The organism is Devosia sp. T2-14, assembly GCF_055397495.1.
Genome location: NZ_AP027921.1, coordinates 1,864,896 through 1,891,481, shown reverse-complemented (window position 1 = coordinate 1,891,481; position 26,586 = coordinate 1,864,896). Strand labels below are relative to the sequence as shown.

General features: G+C 63.6%; 23 protein-coding genes. 10 read left to right on the top strand and 13 right to left on the bottom strand.

What is annotated here, in order from left to right:
- Nucleotides 1–33: 33 nt before the first annotated feature.
- The 3 genes from ACZ5WT_RS09305 to ACZ5WT_RS09295 all read right to left on the bottom strand — a co-directional run bounded on the left by ACZ5WT_RS09305 (nt 34) and on the right by ACZ5WT_RS09295 (nt 4,477).
- Complete coding sequence (locus ACZ5WT_RS09305) at nt 34–1,710, bottom strand: FAD-dependent monooxygenase (RefSeq protein WP_464287087.1); 1,677 nt, start codon at nt 1,708–1,710, stop codon at nt 34–36.
- A gap of 358 nt (nt 1,711–2,068) precedes the next feature.
- Nucleotides 2,069–3,517: an NAD-dependent succinate-semialdehyde dehydrogenase gene (locus ACZ5WT_RS09300; RefSeq protein ID WP_464287086.1), complete on the bottom strand. Its 1,449-nt coding sequence runs from the start codon at nt 3,515–3,517 to the stop codon at nt 2,069–2,071.
- A 66-nt stretch (nt 3,518–3,583) separates the two neighbouring features.
- The gene (locus ACZ5WT_RS09295) at nt 3,584–4,477 is read right to left on the bottom strand and encodes a fumarylacetoacetate hydrolase family protein (protein WP_464287085.1); all 894 of its coding nucleotides are present in this window, start codon (nt 4,475–4,477) and stop codon (nt 3,584–3,586) included.
- Between the two features lie 101 nt (nt 4,478–4,578).
- On the opposite strand from ACZ5WT_RS09295, the gene ACZ5WT_RS09290 reads away from it, so the two are divergent.
- Nucleotides 4,579–4,974 carry a carboxymuconolactone decarboxylase family protein gene (locus ACZ5WT_RS09290; protein WP_464287084.1) on the top strand — a complete coding sequence of 132 codons (396 nt, stop codon included), beginning with the start codon at nt 4,579–4,581 and terminating at the stop codon, nt 4,972–4,974.
- A 50-nt stretch (nt 4,975–5,024) separates the two neighbouring features.
- Here the strand turns inward: ACZ5WT_RS09290 and ACZ5WT_RS09285 are convergent, their stop codons facing one another.
- Nucleotides 5,025–5,585: a VOC family protein gene (locus tag ACZ5WT_RS09285; RefSeq protein WP_464287083.1), complete on the bottom strand. Its 561-nt coding sequence runs from the start codon at nt 5,583–5,585 to the stop codon at nt 5,025–5,027.
- 153 nt (nt 5,586–5,738) lie between these two features.
- Here ACZ5WT_RS09285 and ACZ5WT_RS09280 point away from each other — a divergent pair, with 153 nt between their 5' ends.
- Together ACZ5WT_RS09280 and ACZ5WT_RS09275 are read left to right on the top strand one after the other, a co-directional pair.
- Nucleotides 5,739–6,449, top strand: a complete 711-nt coding sequence (locus ACZ5WT_RS09280) for an IclR family transcriptional regulator (protein WP_464287082.1) — start codon at nt 5,739–5,741, stop codon at nt 6,447–6,449.
- A 128-nt stretch (nt 6,450–6,577) separates the two neighbouring features.
- Nucleotides 6,578–8,200 carry an ABC-F family ATP-binding cassette domain-containing protein gene (locus tag ACZ5WT_RS09275; RefSeq protein ID WP_464287081.1) on the top strand — a complete coding sequence of 541 codons (1,623 nt, stop codon included), beginning with the start codon at nt 6,578–6,580 and terminating at the stop codon, nt 8,198–8,200.
- Here the strand turns inward: ACZ5WT_RS09275 and ACZ5WT_RS09270 are convergent.
- From ACZ5WT_RS09270 to ACZ5WT_RS09245, 6 genes are all read right to left on the bottom strand, one after another.
- Nucleotides 8,197–9,228: a FecCD family ABC transporter permease gene (locus ACZ5WT_RS09270; protein WP_464287080.1), complete on the bottom strand. Its 1,032-nt coding sequence runs from the start codon at nt 9,226–9,228 to the stop codon at nt 8,197–8,199. The two genes, ACZ5WT_RS09275 and ACZ5WT_RS09270, sit on opposite strands and share 4 nt — an antisense overlap.
- Entirely contained in the window at nt 9,225–10,289 is a 1,065-nt protein-coding gene (locus ACZ5WT_RS09265) for an iron chelate uptake ABC transporter family permease subunit (RefSeq protein ID WP_464287079.1), read from the bottom strand. Before ACZ5WT_RS09265 ends, ACZ5WT_RS09270 begins: the two co-directional genes overlap by 4 nt.
- A 61-nt stretch (nt 10,290–10,350) precedes the next feature.
- Entirely contained in the window at nt 10,351–12,195 is a 1,845-nt protein-coding gene (locus tag ACZ5WT_RS09260) for a glycosyltransferase family 2 protein (RefSeq protein WP_464287078.1), read from the bottom strand.
- A 184-nt stretch (nt 12,196–12,379) separates the two neighbouring features.
- On the bottom strand, nt 12,380–13,366 hold the full coding sequence (locus ACZ5WT_RS09255; RefSeq protein ID WP_464287181.1) for an Hsp33 family molecular chaperone: 987 nt from the start codon (nt 13,364–13,366) through the stop codon (nt 12,380–12,382).
- A 216-nt stretch (nt 13,367–13,582) separates the two neighbouring features.
- Nucleotides 13,583–14,515 carry an ornithine carbamoyltransferase gene (gene argF, locus ACZ5WT_RS09250; protein WP_464287077.1) on the bottom strand — a complete coding sequence of 311 codons (933 nt, stop codon included), beginning with the start codon at nt 14,513–14,515 and terminating at the stop codon, nt 13,583–13,585.
- A 117-nt stretch (nt 14,516–14,632) separates the two neighbouring features.
- On the bottom strand, nt 14,633–15,841 hold the full coding sequence (locus tag ACZ5WT_RS09245) for an acetylornithine transaminase (protein ID WP_464287180.1): 1,209 nt from the start codon (nt 15,839–15,841) through the stop codon (nt 14,633–14,635).
- A 357-nt stretch (nt 15,842–16,198) separates the two neighbouring features.
- On the opposite strand from ACZ5WT_RS09245, the gene ACZ5WT_RS09240 reads away from it, so the two are divergent.
- Complete coding sequence (locus ACZ5WT_RS09240; protein ID WP_464287076.1) at nt 16,199–16,777, top strand: GcrA family cell cycle regulator; 579 nt, start codon at nt 16,199–16,201, stop codon at nt 16,775–16,777.
- 119 nt (nt 16,778–16,896) lie between these two features.
- Nucleotides 16,897–19,128: an AI-2E family transporter gene (locus ACZ5WT_RS09235; RefSeq protein WP_464287075.1), complete on the top strand. Its 2,232-nt coding sequence runs from the start codon at nt 16,897–16,899 to the stop codon at nt 19,126–19,128.
- Here the strand turns inward: ACZ5WT_RS09235 and ACZ5WT_RS09230 are convergent.
- Nucleotides 19,115–19,513, bottom strand: coding sequence for a VOC family protein (locus ACZ5WT_RS09230; RefSeq protein ID WP_464287074.1), 399 nt, complete (start codon nt 19,511–19,513; stop codon nt 19,115–19,117). The two genes, ACZ5WT_RS09235 and ACZ5WT_RS09230, sit on opposite strands and share 14 nt — an antisense overlap.
- A gap of 35 nt (nt 19,514–19,548) precedes the next feature.
- Complete coding sequence (locus ACZ5WT_RS09225; protein ID WP_464287073.1) at nt 19,549–20,829, bottom strand: sensor histidine kinase; 1,281 nt, start codon at nt 20,827–20,829, stop codon at nt 19,549–19,551.
- Between the two features lie 90 nt (nt 20,830–20,919).
- On the opposite strand from ACZ5WT_RS09225, the gene ppk2 reads away from it, so the two are divergent.
- Nucleotides 20,920–21,777, top strand: coding sequence for a polyphosphate kinase 2 (ppk2, locus tag ACZ5WT_RS09220; RefSeq protein WP_464287072.1), 858 nt, complete (start codon nt 20,920–20,922; stop codon nt 21,775–21,777).
- A gap of 39 nt (nt 21,778–21,816) precedes the next feature.
- Here ppk2 and ACZ5WT_RS09215 read toward each other — a convergent pair whose 3' ends face one another.
- Nucleotides 21,817–22,650, bottom strand: a complete 834-nt coding sequence (locus ACZ5WT_RS09215) for a MurR/RpiR family transcriptional regulator (RefSeq protein ID WP_464287071.1) — start codon at nt 22,648–22,650, stop codon at nt 21,817–21,819.
- A gap of 91 nt (nt 22,651–22,741) precedes the next feature.
- Here ACZ5WT_RS09215 and ACZ5WT_RS09210 point away from each other — a divergent pair, with 91 nt between their 5' ends.
- The 4 genes from ACZ5WT_RS09210 (at nt 22,742) to ACZ5WT_RS09195 (ending at nt 26,567) form a co-directional block, all read left to right on the top strand.
- A complete protein-coding gene (locus ACZ5WT_RS09210; RefSeq protein WP_464287070.1) occupies nt 22,742–23,512 on the top strand; it encodes an N-formylglutamate amidohydrolase in 771 nt (256 codons plus the stop codon).
- 39 nt (nt 23,513–23,551) lie between these two features.
- Nucleotides 23,552–24,064, top strand: coding sequence for a TRAP transporter small permease subunit (locus tag ACZ5WT_RS09205; RefSeq protein ID WP_464287069.1), 513 nt, complete (start codon nt 23,552–23,554; stop codon nt 24,062–24,064).
- Nucleotides 24,061–25,386 (top strand): TRAP transporter large permease, encoded by a 1,326-nt coding sequence (locus tag ACZ5WT_RS09200; RefSeq protein WP_464287068.1) that lies wholly within the window; start codon nt 24,061–24,063, stop codon nt 25,384–25,386. Before ACZ5WT_RS09205 ends, ACZ5WT_RS09200 begins: the two co-directional genes overlap by 4 nt.
- 122 nt (nt 25,387–25,508) lie before the next feature.
- Nucleotides 25,509–26,567, top strand: a complete 1,059-nt coding sequence (locus tag ACZ5WT_RS09195; protein ID WP_464287067.1) for a type 2 periplasmic-binding domain-containing protein — start codon at nt 25,509–25,511, stop codon at nt 26,565–26,567.
- Nucleotides 26,568–26,586: the final 19 nt, after the last annotated feature.

Here is a 26,586-nt window from a genome sequence, read left to right as displayed (position 1 = left end):
GGGACTGGGCTTGGCGTCAGAGACCCGGGCGCATTACGCGCCGGTGACCTGGCTCCAGACGGCGACCGAATCCTCTGGTTCGCTGTCGCCGCGCCAGCACACGTGCCCATCGGGCCGTACGAGGACGAGGCGAGTTTCGTAGAGCGCTGCAACCGCGGCATCGTCGAGATCGACGACGCGGAGCGGGATGCCGCGCTGAAGGGCAATGGCGCGCATGGCAGCAACATCGACCGGACCCTTGCCGAGCCGGATCAGCACGAAACCGGCGCCGAACAGGTCAAGGGTCGAAAGGCCATTGGGCGAGTTGCCGGCCAGCCAATGGTGCGGCGCACGATGGCCGGGGCGCGTCGTCGGCTGATACCAGCGGCTGTCATCGGCCGGAGCATCGGTGCCGTCGGCAACGACGACGGGCGAGCCCTCATAGCGATAGCCGAGATGGATGCCCAGGGTTTCCCATTCGGTTTCGGTGGCCGAGCGAATCTGATCGCCGACGGCCTTGCGAACGGCCTCGCCCTCGGGACTGTCCTCGTCGATCCCGGCGCAGTTGGCGACGGACTTGAGCTGCTTGTAATTGTGCGTCGAGGCGGCCGAATTGCGCACGGCAATCGGATGGCGCTCATTGGTATAGGAGTCGAGCAGCGCCTGCCCGCCCCAGCCCTGCAGCACCGCCGCCAGCTTCCACGACAGGTTATCGACGTCACCGAGCCCGGTGTTCATGCCGAAGCCTCCGGTGGGCGACATGGTGTGGGCGGAGTCGCCCGCCAGGATGATGCGACCGCTCTGGAACGTCTCGGCGATCAGCTCGCTCCGGCGCCACGGCAGTGCCGAGATCAGTTCGAACGGAATAGTGTCCGAACCCAGCGCCCGCACGATCCAGGACTTGCCCGCGGCGATGACGGCCTGCGCCTCTTCCTCGGACTTGGTCACCACGGTCAGGCGCCAAAGCTCCTTGCCGTCCATGGCGCTGACATTGCCCCACCAGCCATTCTCATCCATGACGAAATAGCGTTCGGCGTCGCCCATCTGGTGGCTGGACGAGAGCTCTGCCGAGCGGAAGAAGATGGCGACCGAATAGTCCAGCTTGCGCTGGCCATGCATCTCGATGCCGAGCTGGCGACGCACATTGCTGCCTGCGCCATCGCAGCCGACCATGTAGGGTGCGGTATAGATGCGCTTCTCGCCGGTGACTTCATCGGTGGTGTGAACCACCACTTCCTCACCCATGTCTTCAAAGCTGTCGACCCGGGTCAGCAGGCGGTAGTCGATCAGGGTGCAGGCCTTGACCCGCGCTTCGAGCATGGGGTTGAGGAACAGCTGGCTGCAGCGCCACTTGGTCTCGGGGCTCTCGGCAACGTCACCCTGGTCCTGCAGCGAGGGATAGGGGATCTTGCCCAGGAAGTGTCCGGACAGCGTCGTCGTATAGACCATGGACAGGCCGTAATCGCGCTTGAACTCGGTCTGGCGCACATAGGACGACAGCCCGATGCGGCGGAAGATTTCCATGGAGCGGATGCCGACCAGGCCCAGCTTCGGGGTCTGGATGCTGCCGTCGGTCTTTTCCAGAATGGTCGAGCGAACACCGCGCGCCGCAAGATCCAGCGCCAGCGCCATGCCGATCGGACCGGCGCCGACGATGATGACGTCGGGATGCTCCGCGGCTGGCGCGGGTGCCCGGTCGGTGCGTTTCTGGGGAGACACGTGTGAGTTCATGGCTGGTTCTGACCTAATCTGACGATGCTATGCGCGGCACTTTCGGCAAACTTGTTCACAGGCAACGACCCGTGACAGGGCTTGGGGGTGTTGTGGTCACCCTGGTTTCGTGGAGAATTCCCGAGGTCACCCCGCCTCGCCTCTAAAGTGCCAAATGATCAATAATCGAACGTTATCGTTCTATAACCGGAATATTTGCTAGTGGGAAGCAGTTTTCTGGTCGGTTGCGGGGGTAATTTTCTCTGGAAATGCCTTGCGCGCCGGGCGTTTGGGGCAGGCATGGCGAGCCGATCCCGAACCCGGGATGCGAGTCCCACTCGGGACCCGTTTCTGGCTTTTCCCGCAGTCTGGCCGGCGATCAGATACCGCCGATGCAGACGTATTTGAGCTCGGTGAAATCATCGAGCCCGTAGCGCGACCCTTCCCGGCCCAGTCCGGACTGCTTGATTCCTCCGAACGGGGCTTCGGGGGTGGAAATCAGCCCGGTATTGACCCCCACCATGCCGTATTCCAGCGCCTCGGCGACGCGGAACACCCGCGCCATATCCGAAGCGTAGAAATAGGAGGCGAGGCCAAAATCGGTGTTGTTCGCCTGCCGGATGACATCGCTCTCATCGGTAAAGCGGAATAGCGGCGCCAGCGGCCCGAAAGTTTCCTCGTGCGCCACAGCCATCTCGCCGGTGACCCCGCTCAGCACGGTGGTTTCAAAGAATGAACCGCCCAGCGCATGCCGGTTGCCGCCAAGCAGAACGCGCGCGCCCTTTTCAGTGGCGTCAGCGATATGGGCCTCGACCTTTTCGACCGCAGCCGCATCGATCATCGGCCCGAGCACGACGCCCTCTTCGAGCCCGTTACCGATCTTGAGCTTGGCAACGGCCGCCACCAGCTTCTCGGCAAACGCCTCATAGACGCCGTCCTGCACATAGATGCGGTTGGCGCAGACGCAGGTCTGCCCGTTATTGCGGAACTTGGCGATGACAGCGCCTTCGACCGCCGCATCGATATCGGCATCGTCGAACACGATGAAGGGGCCATTGCCGCCCAGTTCGAGCCCGAGCTTTTTGATCGTGGGAGCCGACTGCGCGTAGAGCTTGGCGCCCACTTCCGTCGAGCCGGTGAAGGTGATCTTGCGCACCACCGGATTGGAGGTGAATTCGTCGCCGATCATCCGCGAGGCGCCGGTGACGACGCTGAACAGGCCCGCCGGGAGCCCTGCCCGCTCGGCCAACACGGCCAGCGCGATCGCCGAGAACGGCGTCTGCGAAGCCGGCTTGAGGATGATGGCGCAACCTGCTGCCAGCGCTGGCGCAACCTTGCGCGTCACCATGGCATTGGGGAAATTCCAGGGAGTGATGGCGCCGACCACACCGATCGGCTGCTTCATCACCAGAATGCGCTTGTCGGGCTGGTGGCCGGGGATCAAGTCGCCATAGACCCGGCGCGCCTCCTCGGCGAACCACTCGATGAACGAGGCGCCATAGGCGATCTCGCCCTTGGCTTCGGCCAGCGGCTTGCCCTGCTCGCGGGTCAGGATCATCCCGAGGTCATCCTGGTTTTCCATCACCAGGTTGAACCAGCGGCGCAGGATGTCGGCGCGCTGCTTGGCGGTGCGCGCCGCCCATTCGGCCTGTGCCGATTGCGCGGCATTGATGGCGCGGCGCACGTGGTCGATCGTCAGCGCCGGAACGCGGCCGATTTCGGCACCGGTCGCGGGATCGCGGACCAGATGGCCGCTCTCATCCGCCTCGATCCACTCCCCCGCCACAAAAGCAGCCTGTCGCAGCAGTCGATTGTCCTTCAAGTCCATTTCCAGCCTCGCTCCCTGCGACACGTGAATGAAGGCGGCCGACGCCTGAGCCGGCCGCCTGGGATTCTATTCGTCCTTGATGACCTTGTTGGTCAGGCTGCCGATCCCTTCAAGCTGAACTTCGACAACGTCACCTGCCTTGAGGAAAATCGGCGGGTTGCGCTTGAAGCCCACACCGGCCGGCGTGCCCATGGCAATCACATCACCGGCTTCGAGGTCGATGAACTCGGACAGGTGATTGATGATGTAGGGAATGTCGAAGTGCATGGTCGAGGTATTGGCATTCTGCATCTCGACGCCATTCACCGTGGTGACGATCTGCACATTGTGCGGCTCAGTCATCTCGTCGGCGGTGACGATCACCGGGCCGAGCGGGCCCGAGGTGCGGAAGTTCTTGCCGGCAATATACTGGGTGGTGCGGAACTGGTAGTTGCGCACGGTCACGTCATTGAACGCGGTATAGCCGAACACATAGTCCATGGCCTCGCCGATGGCGATCTGGCCCTTATGCGAGCGGCCGACGACCACCGCCAGTTCGCCTTCCCAATCCAGCTGCTCGGAGACCTTGGGCGCCAGGATATTGGCGCCGTCACCGATCAGGGTGTTGTTGAAGCGGTTGAACATGATCGGGATCGGGCTCATCTCGAAGCCAGCTTCCTTGGCATGCTCGGCATAATTGCGGCCGATGCAGAAGAACTTCGGCGGATTGAAAATCGGCGGCAGCATCTCGACGTTCGACGCGTCACGAACTGCGGCGCCATACTGGCCGTTGGCGGCGTTCATCACGGACCGGATCTCGGCGAGACCGGTCTCGCCGCGCTGCACGAGTTCGAGAACATCCTTGGGGGCGCCCACGCGACCGAGTTCAGCGTAAAGCGCAGGCAAATCGACAAGAAAACCGTCAGCATGCTGCACGCCATAGCTGGCAAGGCCCTGAGATTTGTAGCTTGTAAGTTTCATCAAAACCCCATTATGTTCGATATTCGGTATACAGTGTTCGATAGTAGGTCAGTATCTGCGCTTGAGCAAGTAGGCCGCCCCGATAGCCAAGGAGCATAAAAGTGACAGACCAGCCCCAGCGCAGTGACCGTTTCGAGCAGGGCCTCGAGACCCGCAAAGCCGTTCTCGGCGAGGCCTATGTGCAGCGATCCCTCGACAATGCCGGCGACTTCGGCTGGCCGCTGCAGCAACTCACCACCGAGTATTGCTGGAACGAAGTCTGGAACCGGCCTGGCCTCGACCGCCGTTCGCGCTCGCTGCTGAACCTTGGCATGCTGGCAGCGCTCAACCGCCCGCACGAATTCAAGACCCATGTGAACGGCGCGCTGAACAACGGCCTGACAAAAGAAGAAATCCGCGAGGTTATCTTGCAGATTGCTATCTATTGCGGCGTGCCGGCGAGCCTGGATTCCAACCGCCTGGCCACCGAAGTGTTCAAGGAACGCGGCCTGCTCTAGCGCGCTGCCCGGGGACAGGAACCCTGTCCTCGGGCATCATCGCGAAGGGATTAGCGGGCGTCCGCCATGGCGCGTTCACGGGCCGCTTCGCGCTCACGCTCGAAGGCCACGAAGTCAAAGGTGGTGAGGTCGATTTCCTGGATGGGCGGATATTCGCGTGGCACGCCGTTCCAGCCGATTTCGTCGATGCCCCAGTAGAATTCGAGCAGGTTGCCGTCCATGTCATTGGCATAGAAGCGTGGCTGATTGCCGGGACCGCCGATGCGGCAGTTGACGATCTTTATGCCCTGGTCGCGCAGTTGAACATACTTGCTGACCAAATCTTCGGACGAGGAAAATTCGAATGCCAAGTGATGCAGGCCCAGGCGAAGCTTGTCGGATTTCGACAGATCGGGATCGGCAAGTTGAAAGATAGAAATGCAGTGATGCGTTGCATCGCAGCGGACAAATGCGCCCGCGCTGACGGCGACGCCATGGCCAATCTTTTCTTTCGGATAAGTGAAGCGTTCTGTAAGACGAAGGCCAAGGTGGTTGGTATAAAAATCAACGGCTGCATCGAGGTCTGCAACGGAAATGCCAACATGGCCAAGCTTTGAGGGTCTGGATTTCATGCCTTCGCTACCACTTAGTTCGATATAAGAACATTTTTGTTCGATAAATTGATAGCCAACGAAATTACCCGTGTCAACCGACTGGCCTCGGCCAGCGCTGGCATCTACAAACCCTCAGCCCACTCGGCTTGGAACTAGCCTAAGGAATTCAGCATGGCGGAAATCTCATCGACCGGCGATCAGATGCTCCAGCTCCTAGAACTGGTGGCCCTTGAAGGGCAGATGACGACGGCCGAACTGGCTGTCGCTTCCGACATGAACCGCACCGTGGCCCATCGCCTGCTCACCACGCTGCACAATCGCGGCTATGTCATCCGGCGCGGCAAGACCTTTGCCATCGGCCCCAAGATCACCCAGCTGGCCTCGACCGGCACGATGCTCGACATTCTCCAGATCGCGCATCCGATCATGCGCGAACTGTCCGACGCGATCGGCGAGACCGTCGTGCTGCACAAAATCGACGCCGACCATGCGCTGGTGCTGGAGCAGGCCGTCAACGAGGACCACCTGATCCGCGTGCAGCATCGCGAGGGTTCGCGCCATCCGCTGCATACCGGTGCCAGCGGCCGCGCCATCCTGGCCTTCCAGCCGGCCCAGTCGATCAAGCGCCTGATTGCCGCCACCGCCAATCCCGAGCACCTCAACGACACGCTGGCCAAGGTGCGCAGCGAAGGTGTTTCCTACTCGGAGAACGAATTGCAGCAGGGTGTGCATGGCGCTGCCGTGCCCCTGCGCGAAGCCGGCGACATTGTCCGCTACAGCCTGGGCATTCTTCTGCCGGTGCAGCGTGCGGCCAACCTCAAGGCCGCCATCCCGCTGCTGATCAAGGCACGAGATGCCATCGAGGCGGCGCTGGCCGGCTAACCAGCGTTATTTTCGACGCGAAAGCATGGCTCCTGTGACGCAGGAAACCTTGCGCGCATCGGCGAGCAGTGCTTTACCGGCGCTTTCGCCGCGGCACCGTCCTGCCCGGCATAGCGCGCAGGGTCCGCATGATACGTCTTGAGAGCATCGGCAAACAGAACGGCAAACAGATCGTCTTCATCGACGCTTCTGCAGTGTTGCAGAAGGGCGAGAAGATCGGCCTGGTAGGCCCCAATGGCGCCGGCAAGACCACCCTGTTCCGCATGATCACCGGCCAGGAACAGCCTGACGAAGGCCAGGTCTCGGTCGATCGCGGCATTTCCATCGGCTATTTCAGCCAGGACGTGGGCGAAATGGAAGGCCGCAGCGTCGTGGCCGAAGTGATGGATGGCGCTGGCCCGGTCAGTGCGCTGATCACCGAAATGCGCGAGCTGGAAGCCGCCATGGGCGACCCCGACCGCGCCGATGAAATGGACGACATCATCGCCCGCTACGGCGATGTGCAGCACGAATTCGAAGAGCTGGACGGCTATTCGCTGGATGGCCGCGCCCGCGAAGTGCTCGATGGCCTGGGCTTCAGCCAGTCCATGATGGATGGCGATGTTGGTGCGCTGTCGGGCGGCTGGAAGATGCGCGTGGCCTTGGCCCGCATTCTGCTCAAGCGCCCTGATGCGCTGCTGCTCGACGAACCGAGCAACCACCTTGATATCGAGAGCCTGATCTGGCTCGAGGATTTCCTGCAGAACTATGGCGGCGCGCTGTTCATGACCAGCCACGACCGCGAATTCATGAACCGCATCTGCACCAAGATCGTCGAGATCGACGCCGGTTCGCTCACCACCTATTCGGGCAATTACGAGTTCTATCAGCAGCAGCGCGCCATCGCGGAAAAGAACCAGCAGGCCCAGTTCGAGCGCCAGCAGGCCATGCTCGCCAAGGAGCTCGACTTCATCGCCCGCTTCAAGGCCCGCGCCAGCCACGCTGCGCAGGTGCAGAGCCGGGTGAAAAAGCTCGACAAGATCGACCGCGTCGAGCCGCCCAAGCGTCACCAGAAGGTCAGCTTCGAATTCCGCCCCGCCCCCCGTTCGGGCGAAGACGTCGCCTCGCTCAAGGGCGTCAGCAAGAGCTATGGCAGCCGCAGCATTTATGACGGCCTGGATTTCCAGGTCCGCCGCCGCGAGCGCTGGTGCATCATGGGCGTCAATGGCGCCGGCAAATCCACCCTGCTCAAGCTGATCACCGGCACGGCCGATCCCGATTCCGGCACCGTTACGCGCGGTCCCAGCGTCAAGATGGGCTACTTTGCCCAGCACGCCATGGATATTCTCGATGGCGAGCGCACGATTTTCCAGACGCTGGAAGACAATTTCCCGGCCGCCGGCCAGGCGCCGCTGCGCGCCCTTGCGGGTTGCTTCGGCTTTCCCGGCGACGAAATCGAAAAGAAGTGCCGCGTTCTCTCCGGGGGCGAGAAGGCGCGCCTCGTAATGGCCATCATGCTGTTCGATCCGCCGAACTTCCTGGTGCTCGACGAGCCGACCAACCACCTGGATATCGCCACCAAGGAAATGCTGATCGAGGCACTGTCGCAGTATGAAGGCACCATGCTGTTCGTCAGCCACGACCGCCACTTCCTGGCAGCGCTCTCCAACCGCGTGCTGGAGCTGACGCCCGAGGGCGTGCACACCTATGGCGGCGGCTACACCGAATATGTGCAGAGCACCGGGCAGGAAGCCCCCGGCCTGCGCAGCTAGGCCTTTCGGGCCTCGCGCAGCAGCAGCCAGATGAAATAGACCCCACCCAGACTGACGGTGACGATCCCCACCGGCAGCTGGGCCGGGGCAAAGGCGCGCTGCGCTACGAAGTCCGCCGACACCAGCAGCAAGGCGCCCATTGCCGCCGATGGCAGCATGGAGACGCCTGCCGTCCCCGCCACGCGCCGCGCCAGCTGCGGGGCCGAGAGCGCTACAAACCCGATCGGACCAGCGGCTGCCGTCACGGTTGCGGTCAGCGCCACGCCCAGCACCAGCAGGCCCAGCCGCGTGCGTTCGGCACTAACGCCCATGGCCTGTGCCGCATCGTCACCCAGTTCGAGCTGCGCCATGGGGCGCCCCATCAGCAGCGCCAGCGGGATCAGCACGGCCAGTACCATAGCCGCGGGCACCAGCCGGTCGAGCCCCAGCCCGTTCAGCGTGCCCACGCCCCACACCGCCGCGGCCATGGCCACATCCAGCTTGGCGCGCAGCAGCATCCAGGTGTTGAGCGAAGCCAGCATGGCCGCGACGCCGATGCCGACGATAATCAGCCGGAACCCCTGCACGCCCCGCCGGTAGGCCAGCGCATAGACCAGCAGCGCCGTCAGCAACCCGCCGGCCAGCGCCCCGCCGGCAATCGCATAAAACCCGCCGCCCAGTAGGATGATCACGATCAGCGCCCCGGTATAGGCGCCCGCATCAAAGCCAATGATATCGGGGCTACCAAGCGGATTGCGGGTCAGCGACTGGAAGATCGCCCCGCTCATCCCGAGCGCCGCGCCCAACAGCAGGGCCAGCGCGGTCCGCGGCAAACGCCACTCGACCACCACCATATGCACGCGCCCATCGGCCCCGCCCAGCAGGGCCTGCAGCACGTCGGGCACCGCAATCGGGTATTCCCCACCCAGCAGCGTCAGCAGCGCGACGGCCAGCGCAATGCCGAACAGCGCCAGCGTTACCGCGACGGCCTGGAGATCGAATAGGGCCGAGACCCGCCCGCCAAACCAGCGTATTGCGCGCGCACTCATAGCCCGCTCACCCTGCGGCGCCGCGCCAGCGCGATCAGCACCGGAGCGCCCACGAATGCGGTCACGATGCCCACCTGCAATTCACCCGGCCGCATCAGCAGGCGCCCGGCAATATCCGCCGTCAGCAACAGCACGGGCGAGAGCACGAGGGTGAACAGGAAAATCCAGCGCTGGTCGGGCCCGACGATCCAGCGCGCGACATGGGGTACCATCAAACCGACAAAGCCGACCGGCCCCGCCGCCGCTGTTGCCGCCCCGGCCAGCAGGGTCGTCGCCACCACGACTAGGGTTCGCGTCCACTTGATATTGGCCCCGAGCGAGGCGGCCATGTCATCGCCCAGCGCAATGGCGTTGAGCGACCGCGCCACGACAAACGCGAGCCCCAGCCCCACTGCGATAAAGGGGAACACCGCGCCCAGCGCATCATAGCCGGGCGCGGCCAGCGACCCGGCGAGCCAGAGCCGCATATGGTCAAACACCGCCGGATTGAGCAGCGTGATGCCCGAGGAAACCCCGGTCAGCACGGCCCCCACCGCGACACCCGCAAGCGTCAGCCGCACCGGCGTCGCCCCGGCCCGTCCGGCGGTGCCAACGGCATAGACCATCACCGTCGCTACCAGCGCGCCGCCAAAGGCCAGCCAGATCTGCCCATGGATGGAACCGACGCCGAAAAACGCCATTCCCAGCACGATGGCAAAGGCCGCGCCAGCATTGACGCCCAGAATGCCCGGATCGGCCAGCGGGTTGCGGGTCAGCGCCTGGATCAGCGCGCCGGCCACTCCGAGAGAAGCGCCGACGCAGAGCCCGGTCAAGGTGCGCGGCAGGCGCAGCGCGCGGATGATGGCGTGCTCGTCACTGTCGTCATAGGCGAAAATCGCATCGAGCACCGTGCGCAGCCCGATGTCGCGCGAGCCGATTGCGATACTGGCGGCGACGACACCCACGAGCACGGCGAGCGCCACCAGCAGCCAGGCTAGCCGGACGGCATTGGTCTGCGCCACGCCGGGCCGCTTGTCGTCGCGTCTCGCGAGATCATGGCTGGTGGTGACGGCAGGGTTCATGAGTCTCCGGCGCGTTGCGCGGCTCTGCGCGTAGCTATGTATACCCAATTCAGGAGTCAATTTATTCGGCAGCAGCGGGGGCGGCCGTCGCCGCCTCGGCTGGCGCAACGGGTTCGCTGGTCATCGGTGCGTGGGGCGATTTGAACCAGTAATAGGGTTTCACCACCAGTTCGTGCACTGCCCTTATGGTCGCCGCCCCCATCAGCAACCAATAGACCGGCAGCAACACCTGCTGCACCAGCAGATGCTGTTTGTTGAGCCGCGCCAGCCCCGTCGCGCTCAGCGCAAGGGCGCTACCATAGCCCAGCACCATAACGCCCAGATAGAAATAGCCCCATGGGCCCTGAAGGCCGCCATGGCCGGTCAGCCATTTGACCGCCAGCGTCACGGCAAAGCAGCAGTGCAGCACCGGCGAGAGGATCATGCCCAGCACGAGGCTTTGGAACATCAGGAAAGCGGGCAGCCCCATCTGCGCGCACAACCGCCCCGGATCGCGATTATGCACGATGAAGGTCTGCATCCAGCCCTTCATCCAACGCGAGCGCTGTCCCAGCCATGGCCGCAGCCGCACCGGGGCGGTCTCCACAGTGTGGGAAGCCAGCATTTCCACTCGCAACCGGCGGCGCGCCAGCCGCATGCCGAGATCAGCATCCTCGGTCACGTTATAGGCGTCCCACCCGCCCAGCTCGCGCAAGGCGGCAATCCGGAAGTGGTTCGAGGTGCCGCCAAGCGGCATCGGCATGCGCCAACGCGCCAAAGCGGGCAGCAGCACCGTGAACAGCCCCGCATATTCGGCGGTAAACAGCGCTGTCAGCCAGTTCTTGCGGCCGTTCTCGATCACCAGCCGCGCCTGCAGGCATACAATGTCCGGCTCGTCGCGGAACCGCAGCGCCGCCTTCCACAACTGATCGGGGGCTGGAATATCCTCGGCATCGAACACCACCACATGCTCGCCCCGGCACAGCGGCAGCGCGAAATCGAGCGCCTTGGGCTTGGTGCGCGGCGCGGCGTCGGGCACTTCGACCAGGCTGAAACGCGGATCGCCCAGCCGCTGGCGCACGGCCTGCACGGTGCGGGGCGAGCGCGCTTCGACCACGAACTTGATATCGAGCCGTTCGGGCGGATAGTCGAGCGCGCCCAGTGCCGCGAACAGTTGCGGTACCATGGCCGCTTCATTGCGCAGCGGCACCAGCACCGAATAAACCGGCAGTTCCGCATTCTCGGGGCGGATCGGTTCCGTAGCCGGAGCGACCGGCTCCACCACCGCCGCCAGCCGGATGAGCGCGGGAACCACCAGCAGGCCGATCACCAGCGGCAGGATCCACGCCTGCGCGAAATAGGGCGCCAGCAACACCAGGCCCAGCAGCAGTATGAGCGCCATGGCGAAGCCGTAGCGTGCCGGTTTGGTCAGCTCCAGATGTGCGCTGGCATAGGGCCAGCGCCGCGACAGATTCTGGCGGGCATCATCGACAAGTGCCGTCGCCGCCATGTTCGTGAGATACGCGCGCAGGGCCGGCTCGGGCACCAGCGCAACGAGGTCAACGAGCGCCGGATTGTCGGCGATCTGCCGCTTGAGACGGAGGAGGTCGAGAAAGCCCGGCGCGACATAGGCAATATCGCGCCCTTCCACCCGCACCCGGAACATGCGGACATCGGCGAGCGCTTCCAGCCGGGTCGGTGCAAAATCCCGTGCCTCGCCCAACGGTATGCGGTCGATGAATTGGTATCCTGCCCAATTGGCCGCGCGCGCCATGACCGCGCTGTAGCCCATGCCCAGCGTTGCCGCGCAGTATTGGAGAACGTCGACTTCCTGCACCAGTGCGGCTTCGAGCACATCGCGCGCCACACTGTCGTCGGCACCCGGTCCACCCAATATCGCCTTGGTCAGCTCCAGCGCATAGGACATGGCGCGGCGCCGCTCACAACACGCAGCGCAAATCGCGCGTGGTTGCCCACGATGGAATGATGCTCACGCTGCCCCCTGCCCGGTCGCGTACGGGGCAATACTGATCCCAATTCAACCAGCAGGCAAGACAGAAGAGCGCAAACAAAAATCGCCCCTCCATTTCAGTGGAGGGGCGATATATCGTCTAATGTTTGGTGCTGAACTGGTTCGGATTGAAGTGGTAGGCGGTCGAACAGAATTCGCAGACCACTTCTATCTCGCCATCCACCGCCATTTCCTGGTGATCGGCGGGAGTAAAGCTCGTTGCGAGCATTTCCTCGATCCGATCGGCCGAGCAGGAGCAGCGGTCAGCCATCGGCATGGGCGTAAATACTCGCACGCCGGTCTCGTGATAGAGTCGGAACAGCAGGCGTTCCGAGCTGATATCGGGATCGGCCAGTTCGAGATCATCGACCGTCGCCAGCATGGAGCGGGCTTCGTTCCAGCCGTCGCCGTCTTCGCGCGGCTCATCCTCAAACACGCCGTCGCCCGGCAGATCCGCCCGCTTGGACATGCCATGCTCGGGCAGGTGCTGGATCAGCACGCCACCGGCACGCCAATGGGGACGATGGTCGCCCTTCTTGGTGAACTCAGCCACGGCCAGACGCACCTGGGTCGGGATTTGTTCGGACTGCATGAAATAGTCATGCGCGACTTCTTCCAGCGAATGGCCATCGAGCGCCACGATGCCCTGATAGCGCTCGGTATTGGCGCCCTGGTCGATCGTCATGGCCAGATGCCCCTTGCCCAGCAGTTCGCCGGGGCGGGTGCGGCCCTCTTCGGCAGCCTTGAGCAGGGCATCGTGATCGAAGCGCGCATAACCGCGCAGCCCGTCGGGCGCGTCGAAATCGACGACGATCAGGTTCACCGGCCCGTCGGTCTGGGTCTGCAGGATGAAGCGGCCCTCGAATTTGAGCGACGAGCCGATCAGCGCCGACAGCACCACGGCTTCGCCCAGCAGGCGCGCCACCGGGGCGGGGTAATTGTGTCGCGACAGGATGCCGTCGAGCGCTTCGCCGAGGCGAACGCTGCGGCCGCGCGTATCGAGCTTGTCGAGCGTGAACGGCACGACGGAATCGTCGCCGCTTTCCGGCCGGTCGAGCCCGAAGGCACTCATCAGGTTCTCGGTCATCGTCGTATCCGTAGTCATTCGTTTTGGCTTTCTTGAGGCTAAACCCTCAAGGCGCGACGCACCACCCGCTCGCGCAACAACCCGTCATACAGCACGCAGGCAACGGGAAACCCGCTGCGGCAACGGAAACTCCGTTGCGTGCCTCCCAAAAGGGAGATCCCCGCTTGCGCGGGGATGACACGTTGGTTGATGGCAACCGATGCTAGCGGCAGACCGCTAGTTTACGTCGACCCCAAAGGCCCAGCACAGAATGGCTTTCTGAGCGTGCAGGCGGTTTTCGGCCTCGTCAAACACCACCGACTGGGGACCATCGATCACTTCGTCGGTCACCTCGTCGCCGCGATGGGCGGGCAGGCAGTGCATGAACAGGGCGTCCTTGTTCGCCAAGCTCATCAAATTGGTATTCACCTGGTAGGGTTTCAAGACCCGGCGGCGCTCGGCGGCATCGGTGTCACCCATCGAGACCCAGGTGTCCGTCACGATCAGGTCGGCATTCTCGACCGCCTCGCGCGGATCCTCGATCAGCTTGACCCACTTGCCGGCCTTTTCAATGTCCAGCATCAGGTCCTTTTCCGGGCGATATTCGTCCGGCACGGCAATGGTCAGTTCGCATTCGAACAGCTCGGCCGCATTCACCCAGGAATGCAGCACGTTATTGCTGTCGCCGACCCAGGCCACCTTGGCGCCCTTGATGTTGCCGCGATGCTCTTCGAACGTCATCAGGTCGGCCATCACCTGGCAGGGATGGGCGCGACGGGTGAGGCCGTTGATCACCGGCACCGACGACCCCTCGGCCAGCTCCACCAGGTCGGCGTGGCTGAGGATGCGGATCATGATGGCGTCGACATAGCGGCTCATCACGCGGCCGGTATCGGTCAGCGTCTCTTCGCGGCTCAGCTGCATTTCCTGGCCGGACAGCATGATGGTCTCGCCGCCCAGCTGGCGCATGCCGACGTCGAAGCTGACGCGGGTACGGGTCGACTGGCGCTCGAAAATCATGGCCAGGACCTTGTCCTGCAGCAGCCGTGGCCGGTCGCCCTGCTTGAGGCGGGTCTTCAGCGAACCGGCGGCATTGAGCATGCCGCGCAGTTCGGAATAGTCGAAATCGTCAATATTGAGAAAATGTCTTGGAGTGCCGGTCGTCGTCATGGGCCGGGTGCTTTCTTGGCTGAATTGGGTATATGCGCAGACTATCGTCTTCCGCCAGCAGGCGGAGGGAACAAGCCGCGTCGTCGGCGGCCATAGTAGCAAACACCCAGTGTCATCTTAGCCAACAGCCGGAACCGAGGCCGTTTCGGCCTCAATGGCGTCGAATGCCGCGCCCAGCTTTTCCATCGCCTCGACGATCTCGGCTTCGGTGACGATCAGCGGCGGGATCAGCCGCAGCACATTGTCGCCCGCCCCGATGCTCAGCATCTGGTGATCGTCGCGCAGGCGCGCCACGAAATCACGCACGGGCGGCGTAATTTTGATACCGGCCAGCAGACCCTTGCCGCGCAGTTCCAGCACGTAGTCGGGATATTTCTGCGCCAGCTGCTGGAGATGCCAGGTCAGCTTCTGGCCCATCTGGTTGACGTGATCGATGAAGCCTGGCGCCAGGATCCGGTCGAGCACGGCGTTGCCGACGGCCGTCGCCAGCGGATTGCCGCCATAGGTCGAGCCATGCGTGCCCGGAACCATGGATGCGGCCACGTCGCCCTTGGCGAGGCACGCCCCGAGCGGGAAGCCACCGCCAATGGCCTTGGCCACCGCCACGATATCGGGGGTGATGCCCGACCATTCATGGGCGAAGAAGCGTCCGGTACGGCCATAGCCGCACTGCACTTCATCCAGGATCAACAGCAGGCCGTGCTCGTCGCACAGCGCGCGCAGGCCCTGCATGAATTCATTGGTCATGGCGGTCACGCCGCCTTCGCCCTGCACGGGCTCGATCAGGATGGCGCAGGTCTGCGGCGTGATCAGCGCCTTGACGGCGTCGAGATTGCCGGGGGCAGTGTGCTTGAAGCCGCCCACCACCGGGCCGAAGCCTTCGATATAGCTCGGATTGCCGCCAGCGGCGATCGTCGCCATGGTGCGGCCATGGAACGAGCCGGTGAAGGCGATGATCTCGTAGCGGTCGACTTCACCCTTGGCCCAGAAATAGTGCCGCGCGGTCTTGATCGCGCATTCCAGCGCCTCGGCGCCCGAATTGGTGAAGAACACCGAGTCCGCGAAGGTGTTGTCCACCAGCCGCTGGCCCAGCCGTTCCTGCTCGGGGATCGTGAAGACGTTGGAGGTGTGCCACACCTTGTCCGCAGCCGACTTGAGGGCGCTGATCAGGTGCGGGTCACCATGACCGAGTGCATTGACGGCAATGCCGGAATGGAAATCGAGATAGTCTCGGCCATGCTGGTCATACAGTCGCATACCCTCGCCCCGCTCGAAAGCGAGTTCGGACCGGGCATACGTGCCGTATAGCGCAGACATGGAAGCAATCCTTTTTTCGATGACAATGCAGGTTGTCGAGGGAACGTGGCAATAGCGCCACAAAAACCAAAAACGCGCCCGTTGCGCAGCGCGTTTCCACGCCAGAGTTAGGCCATTTTCGCCAGATAAGTCAATGATCACGCCCCAAGTGCCTGATTTGACTCAGGGATTGTTAGGACAATTTTAACCAGTGGATTTTCGGGGAAAGTCGCCCCCAAGTCTTGATCCCGATTCCACCCATGGCGTATCCTGTTGCTCATTGGGAACACGATATCTCGTGTAGCGGACCCACCCAACATACGACGCCTAGCGTTTGATGGCTGCCAGATTCATTTCGGCAGCGCAATGAAGGATTCTGTTTTGACGATGGTTTCAGGAGCACAATCGGCGGGCTGGACTGACGAGCGCGTCGAGACCTTGAAGAAGCTATGGATGGAAGGCCTCAGCGCCAGCCAGATCGCCGGCGAATTGGGTGAAGGCGTGACGCGCAATGCCGTGATCGGCAAGGTGCATCGTCTGAAACTCTCCGCCCGTGCCAAGCCCACCAACGCGGCGCCTCGCGCCCGCCCTGCGCCGCGCCCCGCGCCGCGCCGGGTTGCCAGCCCAGCGGCCACCCTGTCGGCCGGTATTTCCAGCATGAGCGCCGCCGCCAAGGTGCGCCCGGTCATGGCGCGTCCGCAGTCGATCGGCGCGACCGCCCTGGCGCAGAGCCCGGAAATGGATGCCGAGCTCTATGTGGCGCCCGTCGCCGCCGAGCTCTTCATCCCCGAGGACAAGCGCCTCAACCTGCTGCAGCTCACCGAGAGCACCTGCAAGTGGCCGATCGGCGACCCGCTGAACAAGAAGGATTTCTACTTCTGCGGTCAGCACAGCCTGGAAACCGGCCCGTACTGCGAATTCCATTCGCGTCGCGCCTACCACCAGCTGGACAAGAAGCGTCGCTGATCGTCTGCTGACACCGACCCCAAGGGCCCGCCATTGTGCGGGCCCTTTGTTTTTCGGCGCCTGTCTGGCCATGCAACGCTTTCCCCACCCTGACGTTTAGTGGCGGTTGAGGATTGTCCATGCAGCCAGATCAATCGCCCCCGCGGGCCTCGGGGAATCCAGTCCTCGAAACCATCGCGGTCCTGCTCGTCGTCGTCGCCGGGCTTTATCTTGGTGCCGGCATTCTCGTACCGCTGGTCCTGGCCATCCTGCTGGCCTTTGCGCTGGCGCCGGTCGTCAACCTGCTCGAGCGGCTCCACATTCCCGATGTTCTGGCGGTGCTGCTGGCCGTGCTGATGGCGGCGGCGATGATCGGCGCCTTCGCCTATGTCGCCAGCACCCAGGTGGTCGGGCTCGCGGCGAACCTGCCAGGCTACCAATCCACCGTCAGCGAGAAGCTGCAGGGGTTGCAACAGTCCTTTGGCTGGGGCGGCGAATTCATCCAGCGCGCGCTCGATGCTGCGGCAGCCCTCGGCAGCCAGTTTTCCGGCACCGGCGGGGGCCTGCAGGATAGCGGCATGACTCGGCCGGTCCCCGTCATCATCGCCAATGACACGTCGGACTCGCTGGGCCTGATCTCTACCATTCTGGGCTCGGCCCTTGGACCGCTGGCCACGGTGGCCATCGTCACCATATTCCTGATCTTTCTGCTGCTGGGGCGCGACGACCTACGTGATCGCTTCATTCGCCTCGTCAGCCGCGGCAATTTCAGCACCACGACGCTCGTGATCAATGATGCCGCCGCCCGCGTCGGCCGTTACCTGCTGGTGCAGTTCGGCGTCAATTTCACCTATGGCATCATTTTCGGCACCGGCCTGATGCTGATCGGGGTGCCCAATGCGATCCTGTGGGGCCTGATGGCGACGCTGTTCCGCTACATCCCCTTTGTCGGCACCATCATCGTGGCCTCCATTCCCTTCGCGCTGGCCTTTGCCGTCGATCCCGGCTGGAACATGCTGATCCTGTCCGTCGCGCTGTTTGCCGGGCTGGAGCTGATCACCACCAATGCGATCGAACCGCGCCTCTACGGCACCAGCACCGGCCTTTCGCCGCTGGCAGTGCTGCTGGCCGCCATGTTCTGGGCGACGATCTGGGGTCCGATCGGTCTGATCCTCTCCACCCCGATGACCGTTTGCCTTGTCGTGCTGGGGCGCTATGTCCCGCAACTGGCCTTCCTCGAAACCCTGCTGGGCAGCGAGCCGGTGCTCACCCCGCAGGAACGGCTCTATCAACGCCTGTTGGCGGGCGACACCGAGGAGGCCATCGACATTGCCGAAGAGGCCATCGAGGAGCGAGGCGCGCGCGCCTTCCACGAAAATGTTCTGCTGCCTGCGCTGCGCCAGGCCAATCAAGATCTCAAGAACAGCCCCGAAACCGCAATGTTGCGTCGGCGCATGGCCAACAGCCTGCACGAGCTGATCGAGGACATTACCGAAACGCCAGCCGATGCGCCCCGACAAGTCCTGTTGATCGGCGGCAAGACCGAACTGGACGAAGGCGCGGCTGTCATCGTTGGGCAGATCCTTGCCGAGGATGGCATCGCCGCCGACGTGCTGCCGCCCATGGCCGTGCGGCAGGAGAGCATCGGCCAGCTCGACCTCGAGGACTACAAGATCATATGCCTCTGCTATCTGGGCGAGGAAATCCGCGCCAATGTGCGTTATGCGGCCCGGCGCCTGCGCCGCCTCAAGCCCGACCTGTCCATCATCGTCTGCCACCTGGCCGAGGATGGCGCGGTCGAGACCGCCGAAACGCTGCGGGCCGACGCGATCGCCGCCTCGCTCGAACAGGCGCGGACCATCATCGCCAGCCTTCTCAAGTCGCCCGACGCCCCCATCGAGGATGTCGCGCCGCTGCCCATAGAGCGGGCCGCCCATGGCAATCCGGAACTGACCAAGGCCCTCGCCGAGATCGCCGAGATGCTCGACATGCCGCTGGCCACCATCCACCTGCTCAGTGACGAGCGTCTGCAGGAGGAAGAAGGCGCTTATGCCCTAACCCTGGAAGCCACCGCCGATCCCAAGTCGATCATCATTCACACCAGCGACGACAAGAACCCGCTGAGCAGCAACAGCTATCTCATCGAAAACGGCGTTGAACTCTATGCGGCCGTGCCGCTCGTGCTGCCCGACGAGCGCATCATCGGCACGCTGGCCGTGCTGGCCTATGAGGAAAAGCCGTTCACCGAGGCCGAGATCGCGGCCCTCGAGCGCCAGGCAGCGATGCTCATCAGCCGCTTCGGCACGCGCGAAACCCGCAAGCCGCCTGCCCGTCGCCGGCCGGCTCGCACCCGATCGGCTACACCAGGTTGAGTTGCCAGGTCACCCCGAACTTGTCGCCCACCCAGCCGAAGCGCTGCAAGGGGCCATAATTGTCGATCGGCATATACACCTGCCCGCCTTCGGCCAGCGCGTTGAACGTGGCGTCGAGTTCTTCCGCCGAGGTGCAGGTGACAAAAACCGAGACGGCGGGCGTGAAGTCCCAGTCATGTTTGACCGGGCTGTCGGACGCCAGAAAGCTGCGCCCATTCAGGCTGAACTCGGCCATCACCACCGTTCCCTCGGGGCCCGGCATGCCAGCGGCATAGCGGTTGACGCGCTTGATCTCGCTATTGGGAAACACCGAGCAATAAAAAGTCATGGCGGCTTCGGCCTTGCCGCCCTGAAACGTGAGGAATGGCGTGAAAGTCTGGGTCATCACTCGCTCCTGTCTGACGGGCGCGACCTTAACACTCAGGGCAGGAACACATCCACCCGCATGCCTTCGCCGGGCTTGCTGCGGATCGTCATCTGGCCGCGATGGCGGCTGACGATATGCTTGACGATGGCGAGCCCCAGGCCCGTGCCCTTCTTCTTGCGGCTGGTATCGGCGTCGATGCGATAGAACCGCTCGGTGAGGCGCGGCACATGCTCGGGCCCCACGCCCGGACCGTGGTCGATCACCGTCACCTGATGGTGCAGCCCCTGCCGGTCGGTGGGGGCGAGCGTCACCTCGATATATTTGCCGGTCGCGCCATACTTGATGGCATTGTCCATCAGGTTCTCGAACACCTCATAGAGCTGTCCGCGATCGCCCGTCGTCATGGCCGTGCCGTCGCACAGCGTCATGCGGATTTCCACGTCGGCCGCACTGGCCTGCATCATCAGCCCGTCGCGCACTTCGCGCAAAAGGCCCGCCAGGTCGATGCTATCCTTGGGGCGCACATGCTGGTGCATTTCGATGCGCGAGAGGCTGAGCATGTCGTCGATCAGCTTGCTCATGCGCTCGGCCTGCCCGCGCATGATGCCGAGGAACTTTTCGCGCGCCACCGAGTCCTTGGCAGCGGGTCCGAGCAGCGTGTCGATAAAGCCCAGCAGCGAGGCCAGCGGGGTGCGCAATTCATGGCTGGCATTGGCGATGAAATCGCTGCGCAGCGCATCGACGCGCTTGAGTTCAGTGAGGCTCTGCAGCGTCACCACCAACTGGCGGTCCTCGTCCTCGAGCCAATCGCGGCCCGCGCGGCGCAGCGGCGACACCAGAACCTTGTCCCAGGTTTCGGACGGCAAGGTTTCGTGCAGCTCCACTGTGCGCACTTCCCCGGTGCGATTGACGTGATCGATCGCCTGCACAAGCTGCGGATTGCGCAGCGACAGCGTCACCGGCCGGCCTAGTTCCAGCGCAGGAAACTGCAGCAGAGCCGCCGCATTGGCATGCAGCATGGCGCCTCGCCGGTCGAGGATCAGGCAGGGGTCGGCCAGCGCGTCGGCAAAGGCCAGCACGGCCCCGTCATCGGACACCGGCTGCGCGGGCGCCTGTGTGCGGCCCGCTTCGACAGGAGCTGCCGGCGCGAGCAGCACCACGCCCGCCGCCACCACGACAAAGCTCACCGCGGCCGTCAGCGGGTCGAGTTTGCCCAGCAGCATCAGAACCAGAAACACACCCAATATGCCGGCCAGCAATCCGGCATGCACAGTGATGCGAGCCAGCGCTACCGGCAGCGCGCTCGGAGTTTGACGGGAATGCGGTTCGTCCATGTCCTGCTTCTAAAAATCGGCTGTGTGACTCGCCTCTTGCGCGTCAACATACCTTCATAGCACGGTGTATATGACAATGGAGACACACCCGTGCCCGATCCCCTTGACGGTTTTGACCTCGACAATCCTGAGCTGCCCAAGTCCATCAAGAAGCAGGCCCTGACTTCGGGCGGGTTCCCCTACGACAGCAAGCTCGACACGATCGAATATGAGACGCAGATGTATGGGCTGCAAAAGCAGCTCGTGCTGCTGCAGGCCCATCTCGCCAAGACCGGCGAGCGCGTGATGATCGTGTTCGAGGGGCGCGACGCCGCCGGCAAGGGCGGCACCATCAAGACCTATCTCGAAAATCTCAATCCCCGCTACAACCTGATCGCGGCGCTGCCCAAGCCCAACGACCGCGAGCATACGCAGTGGTATTTCCAGCGCTATGTCGACTGGTTCCCGGCGGCCGGGGAAACCGTGCTGTTCGACCGCTCCTGGTATAACCGCGCCGGCGTTGAGCCGGTGATGGGTTTCTGCACCCCCGAGCAGACCGAGCACTTCCTCGAAGAGGCACCCAAATTCGAAGAGCGCATCACGCGCGACGGCATCCACCTGTTCAAGTTCTGGCTCTCGATCGGCCAGCAGATGCAGCTCAAGCGCTTCCACGACCGGCGGCACGATCCGCTCAAGGTGTGGAAGCTGTCGCCGGTCGATATCAAGGCGCTGCACAAATGGGACGCCTATTCCGAGGCCGCCGACCGGATGCTCAGCCGCACCGACAGCGACCACGCCCCCTGGACCGTCATCCGCGCCAATGACAAGCGGCGCGCCCGCCTCAACGTCATCCGCAGCGTGCTCGACAGGCTCGACTATACCGGCCGCGACCGGTCACTGGTCGGCGAGATCGACAACAAAATCGTCCTCGACGCCAAAACCTTCCTGCGGCACGACGGCGAAGAGTAGCGGGAGCGAGGGCACCGTCTCGCCCCCGCACCAACAGCCCTACTTCTCGATACTTCCCATGCGCTTGCTGGCCGTGGCCCAGCTCAGTTCCGTGGTCCGCGCGATCACCGCTTCGACCAGCGTGAACAGCGCCCCGTTGGCGTCCCAGGTGCGGCCCATATCGGTGCGGCAGGGCAGCACCATTTTGGCGAAGCGGCTGACCGGGCTCATCCACTCGTCGGTCACCAAAATCACCTGCGCCCGGCGCGCGGCAAAGCCCGCCGCCACTTCGACCAGGCTCGGATCGTAGCGCCGTACGTCAAAGATGATCGCCACGTCCCCCGCCCGCACGTCGATCATCTGATCGTCCCGCGTGGCCGGGCGGCCATCGAGCCGCCGCACGCCCTGCCGGATCAGGCGCAGATGGGCCTCCAGATACCCCGCCAGCAGATCAGTAAAGCGCCCGCCCGCCAGGTAGACCGTGCCCTTGCTGTCCGCCAGCCGGGCGCAGACCGCCTCGAATTCCGACGCCGGTATCCGCGCCGCCGCGCCGCGCAGGTTGTCCACCGCCTGACTGACGAAGCGATCGAGGAAATTCTCCTCATGTCCCACCTCCGCCGTGGCGGCGAGGCTGCGTTGCAGCGGAGATTTGGCGCGCTCTTCCAGCTCCTCGCGCAGCGCCCGCTGAAAGTCGGGATAGGACTTGTAGCCCAGCGCCGAAACAAAACGCAGCACGGTGGCCGAGCTGGCGCCAGACTGCTGGGCGAATTCGGCGACCGGGGCCAGCCCCAGCGTCGGATAGGCCCCGAGCAGGCCGCGCGCCGCCCGCTTTTCGGCGGCCGTCAGACGATGGATCGCTTCGTGGATACGGCCGGCAACGGGCTTACCTTCCATGCGATCCCCTGAACTCTTGATTTCAGTATTGACAGTTTTGCCCAGTATGGAACTACTGTTACAAAAGTAAAGCTATGCTGCGTGGGGCCACATGGACGACGGTGGGCGGAAAGCGGTGCGGGTGACCAACGAGCGCGGATCGTCGCCCTTCGTCCTCGTCTGCGACCACGCCAGCAACCGCATCCCCGAAAAATACGGCGACCTTGGCCTGACGCCGACCCAGCGGCTCAGCCATATCGCGTGGGACCCCGGCGCACTGGCGGTCAGCCTGCATCTGTCGGACCTGCTCGATGCGCCGCTAGTCCATTCCACCGTCTCGCGCATCGTCATCGACTGCAATCGCGACCTCACCGCGCCCGACCTGATCTGGACGCTGTCGGAAAGCACGCGGATCGAGGCCAACGAAAACCTCGACGCCGCCGAGCGGCAATACCGCATCGATCACTTCCACCGCCCCTATCACGACGCCATCGAAACGCTGCTTGATGCACGCCGCGCGGCCGGGCAGGAAACCATCCTGGTCTGCATGCACTCGTTCACGCCGGTCTATCACGGCGTTGCGCGCCCCTGGCCGATCGGGCTGATCCACGGCATCGACACCACCTATACCAAAGCGCTTTTCGACGCGCTCAAGGCCGACGAGCCCGAGCTCAACGTCGGCTGGAACCTGCCCTATGCCGCCCTCAACGGGGTCACGCTGACCCTCGAAAAGCACGGCGACGGGCGCGGGCTCGATGCCACAATGATCGAAATCCGCAATGACGAAATCGTCGCGCCGGACCGGGTGATCGATTGGGCCATGCGGCTCGAACGGTGTCTGGTCGCCGCCCGCGAAACTCTGCGAACCACCCGGCAGGAATAGCAAAGGGACCCCAATGACCCAAAGACAGGACGCTGCATTGTGCCAAAGCCGATAGTCTTCTTCGTCACTTGGGTCGATCGCATCAATCGCTGGGTCGGGCGGTTTGCCATGGCGATTTTCTTCGTCATGGCGGCGATCATGCTGTGGTCGACCGTTTCGCGCGCCGTGTTCGGCGTCCCGGTCAACTGGGCGCTCGAAACAACACAGTTCCTGCTCTCGGCCTATTATCTGCTGGGCGGTGCCTATGCCATGCAACAGGGCGCCCACGTCCGCATGGACCTGTTCTACACCCGCCTGCCCGAGCGGGGACGAGCGCTGCTCGACGCCGTGACCCTGCTGGCGGTGATCTTCTTCCTTGTGGTCCTGCTCTGGGGCGGCGTGTCGAGCACGCAATATGCCATCCAGTATGGCCAGAAGAACTACTCCGCCTGGTCGCCGATGCTCTGGCCCGTCAAGGTTGCCATGACCACCGGCATCTTCCTCATGCTCTTGCAGGTCATTGCGCAGCTGTTCCGCGACATTGGCCAGGCCGCGGGTAGGCCCATCCCATGACACCTGAACTCATTACCCTCTTCATGTTCGCCACCATGATGGTGCTGCTGTTTACCGGGCAGCGCGTGTTTGGCGTGATCGGCTTTGTCGGCTCGGCGGCTGCCCTGTGGCTATGGGGGCGCGGCGCCATCGAAATGCCGTTCAACCAGGCCTTTCAGGTACTCAACTGGTATCCGCTGATCACCGTGCCCTTCTTCGTCTTCATGGGCTACATGATGAGCGAGAGTGGCATCGCCTCCAATCTCTATCGCATGTTCCACGTCTGGTTCGGCCCGGTGCGCGGCGGGCTGGCTTTGGGCACGATGGGGCTGATGGTGCTGATTTCCTGCATCAACGGGCTGTCGGTGGCCGGCATGGCCATCGGGGCCACCATCGCCCTGCCCGAGCTGCTGCGGCGCGGCTATGACAAGATCATGGTCACCGGCGTCATCCAGGGCGGCTCGACCCTGGGCATCCTGATCCCGCCCAGCGTGGTGCTGGTGCTTTTCGCCATGATCGCGCGGGCCCCGATTACCGAATTGTGGCTGGCTGGCATCATGCCCGGCCTGCTGATGGCCACCATTTTCGGCGTCTATGTCTATGTGCGCTGCCTGATCCAGCCCGAACTGGGGCCGCCGATTGCCCCCGAGGAACTGGAGAAGATCACGCTGGGCGAGAAGATTGCGCTGCTGCGCGAAGGCATCATGCCGGTGGCGGTCTTCGCCATCATGATGACGCTGTTCCTCACCGGTATAACCAGCCTCACCGAAAGCTCGGCCGTGGGCGCTCTGCTGGCGACGCTGGCGGCCGCCCTCTCGGGCAAGCTCAATTGGCAGGTTCTGGAATCGACCACGCGGAACACGCTGCTGATCAGCTGCATGTTCCTCTGGATCATCCTGGGCGCGCTCTGCTTCTCGTCAGTCTATGACGGCCTGGGCGCGGTGCGGGCCATCGAGGGTCTGCTGCTGAACACGTTCGGCCTCGATCCCTGGGGCATCCTGATCCTGATGCTGCTCAGCTTCATCGTCATGGGCATGTTCCTCGACGATACGGCCATGCTGGTCATCGTCGCACCGCTCTATATTCCGCTGGTGCGCATCCTCGGCTTCGACCTGATCTGGTTCGGCATTCTCTACACGATCACCTGCCAGATCGCCTACATCACCCCGCCCTTTGGCTACAACCTGTTCCTCATGCGCGCCATGGCACCGCCCGAAATCACGCTGGGCGATATCTATCGCTCCATTCTGCCCTTCGTGCTGCTCATGGTCCTGACGGTGATCCTGCTGATGATCTTTCCGCAGATCGCGCTGTGGCTGCCAGGTCTCTATTCCGGCCGCTAGGGAGAAAATCGGCATGACAACACGAGAAGGAGGCCGCTGACCGAGCTTAGTCCAACGTCGAGTCCAATCACGTGGTCCGGCAGACCCGCCGGAGCTTCAACATCGTAGGGGATGAAACTGTCATGACTGATCTACTCAACAAGCGTAACTTTCTGAAGCGAGCGGGTCTGGCCACCGCTGGCGCCGTGGGCGCCACCACACTGGCCATGCCGCATGTGCGGGCCCAGGCCCCGATCCGCTGGCGCCTGCAGACCTATGCCGGCCCTGCCCTTGCCGAGCATGTGGTGGGCAATGCCGTGGAATGGTTCAACACCGCCGCCAATGGCGAGATGGAAATCGAACTCTATACCGCCGACCAGCTGGTGCCGCATGGCGAGCTGTTCCGCGCCGTCCAGACCGGCACGATCGACGCCGCCCAGAGCGACGACGACTCCGCCGCCGCCCCGGTCGACATCAAGGTGTTCGGGGCCTATTTCCCCCTCGCCTCGCGCTACTCGCTCGACGTTCCTGCCCTCTGGCACTGGCGCGGCCTCAAGGAAATCTGGGAAGAGGCCTATGCCGAAATCCCCGATGTGACCTGGCTTTCCACCGGCGCCTGGGACCCGTGCAACTTCGGCACGACCAAGCCGGTCCGGAGCCTCGCCGATCTCAACGGCCTGCGCGTCTATACCTTCCCCACCGCCGGCCAGTTCCTCGCCAAATACGGCGTCGTGCCGGTCTCGCTGCCCTATGAAGACGTCGAGCCGGCGCTGCAGACCGGCGAGCTCGACGGCATCTGCTGGTGCGGCACCACCGAGCTGCACACGGTGGGCTGGGCAAATGCGCTCAAATACTACCTGACCAATCCGCTCTCGGGCGCCTGGGCCGGGTCCTATTTCGTCAACACCGCCCGCTGGAACGAGCTGCCGCCGCATCTGCAGCAACTCTACCGCCTGATGATCGACAGCTCGCATTATTACCGCCAGCACTGGTACTGGGCCGGCGAAGCCAATTACCGCATCAACGGCAATCTCGAGCTGACCACCATCCCCGCCGCCGAATGGGCGAGCGTGGAAGCCGATGCCCGCACCTTCTGGGAACAGATCGCCGGCCAGAGCGAGCGCAGCGGCCGCGTCGTCAAGATCATCAACCAATACAATGCCGACATGGAAAAGGCCGGCGCACCCTATCGTTACACCTGACCATTCAGCCCGGCCGCAT